This is a genomic window from Corallococcus praedator (assembly GCF_003612125.1).
In the GTDB taxonomy this organism is placed as follows: Bacteria; Myxococcota; Myxococcia; order Myxococcales; family Myxococcaceae; genus Corallococcus; species Corallococcus praedator.
Genome location: NZ_RAWI01000334.1, coordinates 1 through 10,479, shown reverse-complemented (window position 1 = coordinate 10,479; position 10,479 = coordinate 1). Strand labels below are relative to the sequence as shown.

General features: G+C 69.1%; 6 protein-coding genes. 5 read left to right on the top strand and 1 reads right to left on the bottom strand.

Features of this window, described 5'->3' with window-relative positions:
* The 5 genes from D7Y13_RS31310 to D7Y13_RS31300 all read left to right on the top strand — a co-directional run.
* Window positions 1-1,726, top strand: a 1,726-nt coding sequence (locus tag D7Y13_RS31310; RefSeq protein WP_120630868.1) for an alpha/beta fold hydrolase, incomplete at its 5' end; no start/stop codon positions are given.
* Between the two features lie 65 nt (window positions 1,727-1,791).
* Window positions 1,792-2,082: a penicillin acylase family protein gene (locus D7Y13_RS48300; protein WP_233595283.1), complete on the top strand. Its 291-nt coding sequence runs from the start codon at window positions 1,792-1,794 to the stop codon at window positions 2,080-2,082.
* Window positions 2,064-2,405, top strand: coding sequence for a hypothetical protein (locus tag D7Y13_RS48295; RefSeq protein WP_233595284.1), 342 nt, complete (start codon window positions 2,064-2,066; stop codon window positions 2,403-2,405). Before D7Y13_RS48300 ends, D7Y13_RS48295 begins: the two co-directional genes overlap by 19 nt.
* Window positions 2,406-2,414: 9 nt before the next feature.
* Window positions 2,415-2,696: a penicillin acylase family protein gene (locus D7Y13_RS48290; protein ID WP_233595285.1), complete on the top strand. Its 282-nt coding sequence runs from the start codon at window positions 2,415-2,417 to the stop codon at window positions 2,694-2,696.
* A 233-nt stretch (window positions 2,697-2,929) separates the two neighbouring features.
* Window positions 2,930-4,186 carry a polysaccharide deacetylase family protein gene (locus D7Y13_RS31300; RefSeq protein ID WP_120582307.1) on the top strand — a complete coding sequence of 419 codons (1,257 nt, stop codon included), beginning with the start codon at window positions 2,930-2,932 and terminating at the stop codon, window positions 4,184-4,186.
* A 54-nt stretch (window positions 4,187-4,240) separates the two neighbouring features.
* Here the strand turns inward: D7Y13_RS31300 and D7Y13_RS31295 are convergent.
* Window positions 4,241-10,479, bottom strand: a 6,239-nt coding sequence (locus tag D7Y13_RS31295) for a non-ribosomal peptide synthetase (protein WP_147452531.1), incomplete at its 5' end; no start/stop codon positions are given.

Genomic DNA, 10,479 nt, shown 5'->3' with positions numbered 1-10,479 from the left:
CTACGCCACCGGCTCCGTCCAGCACGTCTTCAACCTCTACGGACCCACCGAGGACACCACCTACTCCACCTTCACCCGCGTCCCCGAAGGCCCCACCGAGCCCACCATCGGCCTGCCCCTTCCCGAGACGAGCGCCTACGTCCTCAGCCCCCACTTCTTCCCGCAGCCCATCGGCGTGCCCGGAGAGCTGTACCTGGCGGGCGCCGGCCTCGCGCGCGGATACCTCGGACGCGCGGACCTCACCGCCGAGCGCTTCGTCCCGGACCCCTTCAGCTCCACGCCCGGCGCTCGCATGTACCGCACCGGCGACCTCGTGCGCCGTCGCGCCGATGCGCAGCTGGAGTACCTGGGCCGCACCGACTTCCAGGTGAAGCTGCGCGGCTTCCGCATCGAGCTGGGCGAAATCGAAGCCACCCTGCGACAGCACCCCAGCGTCCAGCAGGCCCTCGTCCTGACTCGCCGCGACTCACCCACCGCGGATCCGTTCCTCGTCGCCTACGTCGTCACCTCCAGCCCCGACACCACCGCACTGCGCACCTTCCTCCAGCAGAAGCTGCCCGAGTACATGGTGCCGTTCTTCTACGTCCCCCTCGCGGCCTTCCCGCTCACGCCCAACGGCAAGATCGACCGCGCTGCGCTTCCCACGCCCTCGGCGGGCCTCTTCGGCACCCCGGGGTCCTACGAAGCCCCGAGAGATCATCTGGAGCAGGAGCTGGTGGCGATCTGGGAAGAGGTGATCGGCATCAAGCCCATCGGGGTCACGAGCCACTTCTTCGAACTGGGAGGCCACTCGCTCCTCGCAGTGAGGCTCATGGCCCGCATCCGTGAGCGCATGAAGCGGGAGTTGCCGCTGGCCTCTCTGTTCCAGGCGCCCACGGTGGAGCAACTGGCCGGACTCCTGCGCAAGCTGCCCGAGCCCTTCTCGCCACTCGTGCCCATCCGGCGCGAGGGCACGCGTCGCCCGTTCTTCTGCGTCCACCCCGTCGGCGGCAACGTGCTGAGCTACGCGGAGCTGGCGCGGGGCCTGGGACCGGATCAGCCCTTCTACGCACTCCAGTCGCCGGGGCTGGATGGAAAGCCGCTCTCACCGAGCACCGTCGAGGAGATGGCGGCGACCTACGTCGAACTCATCCGCACCGTCCAACCCCAGGGCCCCTACCGCCTGGGAGGCTGGTCCATGGGCGCGCTGGTGGCCTTCGAGATGGCCCGCCAGCTCCAGGCCCACGGCGACACCGTGGAGGTGCTGACCCTCATTGATCCGAGCAGCGCCACCGAAGCGCGCGTCAGCATCGACGTCGACGATGCCAGTCAGGTGTTGGCTCAGTTCGCCAGCGACCAGGGCCAGCTCGCCGACCAGGGCGCGTGGATTCCCGACCCTGCGTTGCTCGAACGAGGCCTGGACGCGGCGCTCGAGGACCTGATGGTCAAGGGGCGTGAGTCGGGTCTGCTCGTCCCCGAGGTGCAGCTGCCGCAGGTACGAACCCTCTTCGAGGTCTTCGCCAACAACCTGCGCGCCATGAAGCACTACCGGCCCCAGCCCCTTCCGGGCCGCATCGTCGTGCTGCGCGCCAGTGAGCGCTCGGCCGAGGAGCAGAACGACCGGGGCTGGAGCGCGCTCGCACCCGACGGGCTCCTGCTCCTGGAAGTGCCCGGCAACCACTACAGCGTGCTGCGCGCACCGAACGTGCAAACGCTGGCGGAGCGGCTGATCCGATTGCTTACATAGACGCCCAACCCCAGACGTCACACGCGCACGCGGCTGCCGACTGGTCGAATGAGCTCGCTTACACGGTGCGTGACGCCACCGAAGGCAACGACCGGTTCGCGGAGCACTGGCTGCGGATGAACGTGGCCCACAGCATCGAGGAGGCCACGAACGTGGAGCGCACGGTGCGGGGCGCGCCCTGGGTCAACACCCTCCTGGCGAACGCGGACGGCGACACGCGCTACGTGGACGCGTCCCCCGTCCCCGCGCTGAGCGCACAGACCGTGGAGGCCTACCGCGCGTCGCTGGAGAACACGCCGGACGCCCCGGTCTTCGCATCGCTGGGGTTGATCCTGCTGTGTGGCGCGAGTTCCTGAACGGGTTCGACCGTTCAGCCCTCACCCAGAAGAGCGTGCTCTTCGCACAGCCGTTCGATCCGCTCCAGGCCGCCACCACGCCGTCAGGGCTGACGCCAGCCCCGGCGGAAGGGCCGGATCCGGTGAACCAGAAGCTGGGTGAGGCCGTGGCGATCCTGACGCAGGCGGGCATCCCGGTGAACTCCCGCCTGGGAGACGTGCAGTTCGCGCGCAAGGAGAACCGGGTCATCCCGATGCACGGAGGCGCCGCGTTCGAGGGCGTCACCAACGTCGTCGGCTATTCCGGAGCGAACTCGACGCTGCTGCCCCAGTCCCAGCAGTAGGGAGAGCTCGTGTCGCCCGGCACGGGGCTCACCTCGCATGAGGGCTACCTGGTCGACTTCGGCACGAGCTTCCTGATGGTGATGGAGTTCACGTCCCAGGGTCCGCGCGCGAACGCGGTGCTCTCCTACTCCGAGAACACCGACCCCGCCTCGCCCCGGTTCGCGGACCAGACGGACCTCTTCGCCGGAAAGCACCTGCGCCCCATCCTCTTCAACGAGGCGGACATCCTCGCGGATCCGGAGCGGGTGACGACCGAGCTCCAGGTGAGCAACACCTCCAAGCTGGAGTAGCGCGGGAGGGCGCCGTGGGGCCGGAAGCCGCATCCGTGCCCCGCGGCTCGCACCAGCGAGGATGGAAGCCTCCGGTGCCCTGGCGGCTCCCGGGCCACGTAGCACGGCAAGCGGTGGTGATCGGTTCACGACCCACTGACCATGCACACCCTTGAGGTGGAGCCTTCGCGCCGTTGCCTCGTGCGCGCCCGGTGCGGCCATCCTTGCTTGCGCGCGCACGGGGAGCGCCCGCCATGGAACCCACGACCCAAGCCATCGTCCTCCTGCCCGGTCAGGTCATCGTCTCGCTGAACTTCGACGATTGCCTGGCCAGTCAGAGCCAAGGCGCCGCCATCCTGCAGGCCCGGGGGATGCGGGGGACCTTCTTCGTCCACAGTACGCGGATGGGCCAATCCGGCCGCCTCACGCTCGCCCAGGTGCGAGCCCTCCGAGACGCCGGCCATGAGATTGGCGGCCACACGCTGACCCACCCGCACCTCAGTGAGCTTCCCCCGGACGAGCAGCGCAAGGAGATCTGCAATGATCGGGTCGCCCTGCTGAACGCCGGCTTCCGCGTCACGTCCTTCGCGTACCCGTTCGGGGACAAGGATGCGACCACGCGGCAGATCGTCATTGATTGCAATTACAACTCAGCGAGGGAGAGCGGCGGCCTGCGCACCGCGACCGGCGGCTCCAGCAACCCCTACGCCGAGCCCGTGCCACCCGCCGACCCGTACGCCATCCGGACCCACGGCTCCGTGCAGGACACCACCACGCTCACGGCCCTGAAGAACTATGTCCTGCGCGCGGAGGAGTCGGGAGGCGGCTGGGTGCCCATCGTCTTCCACCACATCTGCGGGCCATGCAATCCGCCGCAGACCTACTCCATCGCGCCCGCCACGCTGACGGCGTTCGTGGAGTGGCTGGCCACCCGCGCATCCAGGGGGACCACCGTCGCCACGATGGACGCGGTCATCGGCGGCGCGTTGAAGCCGCCCGTGAGCTGGCCGCCTTCGCAGCTCCTGAAGAACCCTTCGCTCGAAACAGACCTCAACGGGGATGGGACGCCGGATTGCTGGCAGCGCGGAGGCTTCGGCTCCAACACCTTCACGTGGACGCGGACACAGGACGCCCACGGTGGGACCTGGGCCCAGCAGGTGCGCATCACGCAGATCACCAGTGGAGACCGGAAGCTCATCACCCGGCAGGACGACAGCAGCTGCACGCCCACCCCGACGACGGGGCATCACTACCGCATCTCCGCCTGGTACAAGGCCACGACGCAGGTGCGGTTCAAGGCGTACTACCGCGACAGCGCAGGCGCGTGGATCTACTGGTCCCAGGGGCCCCTCCTGCCCGCGCGCAGCAGCTACACCTTCGCCGAGTGGACGACGCCCGCTGCGCCCTCCGCGGCCCGGGCCCTCAGCGTCGGGCTGTCCATCGATCAGGTCGGCACGCTCACCATGGATGACTTCGCGCTCTCGGACGTGGAGGCGAGCGCGTCACTGTGAGCCCGGCGATGGCCCTGGAGTCAGCGGTTCGCACCGGAGACTCCAGGGCCTTGTTCAGGAGGGCTGTCGGATCTTCTCCGCGAGCACATCGAGCGCTGGCGTCCGGAGGATGGAGTGGTGGTCCCCGGGGATTTCGTGCACCTCCACACCGCCTGTGGCCAGAGCGGCCCAGCCTCCATCGGCTCCTGTAGGGACCTGCGTTTCGCTCGCGCGCAGCAGGGTGACGCGGCCTCCGTAGCGGCCCGGTGTGTACTTCCAGAGGGCGCGGAGGTTGCTCTCGTAGACGCGGTACAGGGTGTGGAGCTGCTCGGACCCGAGTCCCTGGGGCAGCACGCCGGTGCTCCTTCCCAGTTCCAGCAGACGGTCCAGCAGCACGGCCTCGCTTGTGGGTTCACCTCCGGCCATCAGCTCAGGCACGGGCAGACCGAGGAGCTGGGCCGTGAACTCCACGAACCGTGCGGCGATCCAGTCGGCCCCCACGGCCTCCGACGGACGCTGGTCGAAGGCATAGGCGTCGATGAGCAGGAGCTGCTCCACCTGCTCGCCCTGCTGTTCGAGCTGGCGTGCCATCTCGAAGGCCACCACGCCTCCCAGGGACCAGCCGCCCAGCCGGTAGGGGCCTGCGGGCTGGATGGCTCGCAGCGCCTCCACGTAGCTCGCGGCCATGGCCTCCACCGTCTCCAGCGGCGCGCGCTCTCCCTCGATGCCCGGAGACTGGAACGCGTAGAACGGTTGATCCGGTCCGAGCCTCCGCGCCAGCTCCAGGTACGGCAGGACGTTGCCGCTGACGGGATGGACGCAGAAGAAGGGACGCCGTGAGCCCGTGCGGGTGATGGGCACCAGGGGGGACAGATGCCCCGGGGCCTGACGCAGCCGCGCGGCCAGCTCCTCCAGCGTGCCCGCCTGGAAGAGCGACACCACCGGCAGGGTGCGCCCCAGGCGCTCGCGGATGAGCGACATCATCCGCATGGCCAGGAGTGAGTGGCCGCCCAGTTCAAAGAAGTCGGATGTGATGCTGATGGGCCCTGCGCCCAGCAGCTCCTCCCAGATGCGGACGAGCAGCAGCTCCAGCGCGTCGCGTGGCGCGACATGGGCTCGCGTTGAATGCAGACGGAGGGCCTCCGGCTCGGGGAGCGCCTTGCGGTCCACCTTGCCATTGTGCGTCAGCGGCAGCGCGGTCAGCACCACGATGGCCGAGGGCACCATGAAGTCCGGCAGCCGCTCCTTCACGAAGCGCCGCAGGCTGGCCGTATCGGGCACGGCTTCCGGCGGGGGCACGACGTAGGCCACCAGCCGCCTGCCCTCGCTCGCCTCCTCGCGCGCGAGCACCACGGCCTCGCGCACGTCCGGGTGTCGGCGCAGGGCCTCCTCGATCTCTCCCAGCTCGATGCGGAAGCCGCGCACCTTCACCTGCTGATCGATGCGGCCCAGATACCGGAGTACACCCTCGGGCAGCCACCGCACGCGGTCGCCCGTGCGGTACAGCCTTGCCCCCGGTCGCTGGCTGAACGGATCCGGAACGAAGCGCTCCGCGGTCAGTTCGGGCCGGTCGACATAGCCACGGGCCAGACCAGCGCCTCCCAGGTACAGCTCTCCCGCCACGCCCTGGGGCACGGGCTGGCCCAGTGCATCCAGCACGTACGCGCGCGTCCCATCCAGCGGCCGGCCCACGGTGGGCTCTCGCGTGGCCCCTTGAGGTGCCAGCGCCCAGGTCGAGTACGTCGTGTCCTCGGTGGGGCCATAGAGGTTGAGCACCCGCTCCACGCCGGGCGCGGCCTGATGGATGGCTTGCACCAGCGAGTTGGCGAGCGGCTCTCCGGCCAGGTTCACCGTGCGCACCGAGTCCGGCACGGCGTTGGCGCGCACCAGCTCCGCCATCGCGGACGGCACGGTGTTGATCAGGGTCACCCGCCCAGCCGCCGTAAGCGACGGCAGCTCCAGCGCGTTGCGAGCCATGACCACGGCGCCGCCTCGGGTGAGCGGCGCGAACAGCTCGAAGACAGACAGGTCGAAGTTGAGCGACGTGGAGGCCAGCACGCAGGCCAGCTCGGACGGAGCAAAGGCCCGTGCAGTCCAGCGCAAGAAGGCCACGGCGCTCCGGTGCTCCAACGCCACGCCCTTGGGGCGGCCCGTGCTGCCCGACGTGAAGAGCACGTAGGCCAGATGATCCGGGGCGGTGATGGAGACAGGAGCGTCCCCGGACTCCGCCGCGAAGACGTGCGTCTCATCGAGCGCCACGTGGGCCGCATCCACGGGAGGCAGCGAGTCCAGCAATGTGCGCTGGCCCACGAGCACCCGGGGCTTCGCATCCTCCAGCATGAAGGCCAGCCGTTGACTCGGGTACGCCGGGTCCAGCGGCACGTAGGCGCCACCTGACTTGAGGATGCCGAGCACCGCGACCACCAGGTTCGCGTCGCGCTCCGCGCAGAGCCCCACGCGCACCTCTGGCCCCACGCCCAGCGCGCGCAAGCGCCGCGCCAGTTGGTTCGCCCTCTCGTCCAAGTCGCGGTACGTCAGCGACACGTCTCCAGACACCACCGCCACCGCGTCGGGTGTGGTGGCCGCCTGACGTTCGACGAGCGTGTGGATGCATGCGTCCGCGGGCCCGCCGGAGCCGGTGTCGTTCCACTCCACCAACAGCCGCCGCTGCTCCGCTTGTCCCAGAAGCGGGAGCGCGAGCACGGGGCGCCCGGGTTCGGCGGTGGCACCTTCGAGCAGCGCCTTCAGGTGTCCCAACAGCCGCTCCACCGTCGCGGGCTCGAACAGGGCGGTGCTGTACTCCAGCCCACCGGTGAAGCCGTCCTCACCGTCCACCAGACCGAGCGTTAGGTCGAACCGGGCCACCCGGTGCTCCACCTCCACGGGCTGGAGTGACAGGCCGGACCGACCCTGCCCTGCTGCCCTGGGCGTGCTGTCGAAGGTGAGCATCACCTGGAAGAGGGGCGAATGGCTCAGGCTGCGCTCGGGACGCAGCTCCTCCACGAGCTTCTCGAACGGCACGTCCTGGTGCGCATACGCGCCGAGCGTCACCTCTCGCACCCGGGCGAGCAGTTCGCGGAAGGAGGGATGGCCGTCCAGCCGCGTCCTCAACACCAGCGTGTTGACGAAGAAGCCGATGAGCCCCTCCGTCTCCGCCCGCGTGCGGCCCGCGATGGGCGAGCCGACGCACACGTCCTCCTGCCCTGAGTAGCGCGCCAGCACCGCCTGGAACGCCGCCAGCAGCACCATGAACGGCGTCACGCCCTCACGGCGGCCCAGTGCCTGCACGGCATCGGACAGCTCGCGGCCCAGTGCGAAGGGAGCGAACGCGCCCTCCAGGGACTGCACCGCCGGACGGGGATGATCCGTGGGCAGCTCCAGCAGGCGGGGCGCTCCTTCCAGCCGCTGCTTCCAGTAGCCGAGCTGCGCCTCCAGGACCTCGCCCTGGAGCCATTCCCGCTGCCAGACCGCATGGTCCGCGTACTGGACGGGCAGTGCCGGCAGCCGCGACGGCTGTCCCTGGGAGAAGGCCTCGTAGAGCTCCGTCAGCTCGTGGACCAGGATCCCCATGGACCAACCGTCGGAGATGATGTGGTGCAGCACCAGCACCAGCACGTGCTCCTGTTCGGACAAGTCGAGCAGCGTGGTCCGCAGCAGGGGACCGTGCTCCAGGTTGAACGGGCGCTGCGCGGCCTCCTGCGAGAGACGCCTCGCCTCCGCTTCACGTTGGGCTTCCGGAAGCGTGCCCAGGTTCACCCTGTCGAGCCGTGCCCTGCCCTCCGGGTCGATGACCTGCACGGGCGAGCCGCCCTCGATTCGGAAGGTGGTGCGCAGGGACTCGTGCCGGCGAATCAGCGCGTCGAGACCGTGCTCCAAGGCGGCCACGTCCAGGGTGCCGCTCAGCCTCACCACCGAGGGCACGTTGTAGACGGTGCTGCCCGGCTCCAGTTGATCCAGGAACCACAACCGCTGCTGCGCGAAGGACAGGGGGAGTGCCCCGTCGCGAGCTGCCCGCTTCAAGGGCGGAGCCTGGATACCTGCCGCGTCAGCCCGTGCGACGTCCACTCGCTGCGCCAGTCGAGCGACCGTCGGTGATTCGAACAGCTCGCGCAGCGGCAGCTCTACCTGGAGGGCTTCACGGATCCGCGAGACGAGCTGTGTCGCCAGCAGGGAGTGCCCACCCAGCTCGAAGAAGTCGTCGTGGATCCCCACCCGTTCCTTGCGGAGGACGCCAGCCCACATTCCGGCCAGCAGCTCTTCCGTGGGCGTGCGAGGCGCTTCGTAGCCATGCAGCGCCGTGGCTACCGTGGCCTCCGGTGCGGGCAGGGCCTTGCGGTCCACCTTTCCGTTGGGCGTCAGGGGCAGTGCGTCCAGTACCACGTAGGCCGACGGCACCATGTACTCCGGCAACCGCTGCTTCACGTGGCTCCGAAGCTCGCTGGCCTCCAGCTCCGCGCCCTCTTCCGCCGTCACGTACGCCACCAGCCGCTTGCCTTCGGCTCCGTCGTCTCGGACCACCACCACCGATTCACTGACTCCGGCGGATTGGCTCAGCGCTGCTTCCACTTCGCCCAGTTCGATGCGGTAGCCCCGCACCTTCACCTGCGTGTCCTTGCGGCCCACGAAATCCAGCGTGCCGTTGCTCAGCCACCGCACCATGTCTCCTGTGCGGTACAGCCGGTCGCCTTGGCCGAAGGGATTGGGGACGAAGCGCCCCGCCGTCAGCTCCGGCCGGCCCACGTATCCACGGGCCAGGCCCTCTCCGCCCACGTACAGCTCGCCCGGCACTCCCACCGGCACCGGCTGCATCGTCCCGTCCAGCACGTACGCCGTCGTGTTCTGGATGGGCTGACCGATGGACACCGTCGTGCCTACTTCATCGGGCCCTTCCATCCGGTGCGTGCTGGAGAACGTCGTGTTCTCTGTCGGGCCGTACCCGTTGATGAGCACGCCTCCGGTGGTGAGCCTCTCTTTCACACGGCCCACCGGCAGCACGTCTCCTCCAGCCAGCACCTGCTTCACCTTCGCCAGGGCTTGCGGCTGCCGCGCCTGCATCTGCTCGAAGAGCGCCGCTGTCAGCCACAGCGACGTGATGCTTGCCTCCTCCAGCTTGCGGCCCAGCTCCTCCAGCGACGGCGTCCCCGCCGGGTACACCACCAGCTTCGACCCGTGCAGCAGCGCGCCCCAGACTTCCAGCGTCGAGGCGTCGAACGAGATGGGTGCCAGTTGCAGCCACACCTCTTCCGGCCCGAACTGTGCGAAGTCCGTTCCCAGCACCAGCCGCGACACCGCCCGGTGCGGCACGCCTACGCCCTTCGGCTGGCCCGTGCTTCCCGACGTGAACATCACGTACGCCAGGCCCCCCCCGCCCACTTGGGCAGGCAGGTTGCTCACGGGCTGGCTTGCGATGAGCGTGTCCCACTCGGTGGCCACGTTCACCACCGATGTGCCTTCCGTGAGGCCCATGGGCTGGAGCAGCTTCTGTTGGCCGACGAGCAGCGTCACCCCAGCCTCTCGCTGCATCCACCGCAATCGCTCCAGCGGGTAGCTCGCATCCAGCGGGACGTACGCGCCTCCCGCCTTCAGGATACCCAGCACGCTCACCACCAGTTCCAGCGAGCGCTCCACGCACAGGCCCACCCTCACCTCGGGCCCCACGCCCATCCCATTCAGATGGTGCGCCAGTTGGTTGGCCCGCCGGTTCAACTCCCCGTAGGTCAGCCGCTGCGCTCCGTACTCCACCGCCACCGCTTCTGGCGTCTTCAGCGCCTGCGCTTCGAACAGCTCCGGCAGCGACTTCTCGCGTGGGTACTCCGCCGCCCTGCCGCTCCAGTCCTTCACCAATCGCTGCTGCTCTTCGTGACCCATCAGCGGCAGTTCCCACAGCCGCGTTTCGGGGTTGGCGACCGCTGCCTCCAACAGGACGCGCAGGTGAGCCAGCAGCCGATCCATCGTCTCGGCTTCAAACAGATCGCTGTTGAACTCCAGACCGCCCGACAGGCCTTCTTCCGATTCGCCCAGGCCCAGCGTCAGGTCGAACTTCGCCGTCTTGCCTGACGACTCCGCCGCCTCCAGCTTCAGCCCCGGCAGGCTCACCGCCGAGCCCGGCGCGTTCTGCAGCACGAACATCACCTGGAAGAGCGGGCCCCGGCTCAAGTCACGCTCCGGTTGCAGCTCCTCCACCAGCCTCTCGAATGGCACTTCCTGGTGCGCGTACGCACCCAGCGTCGTCTCCCGCACCTGCGCCAGCAACTGCCGGAAGCTCTCCTCCGGCTTCAGCTTCGCCCTCAACACCAGCGTGTTCACGAAGAAGC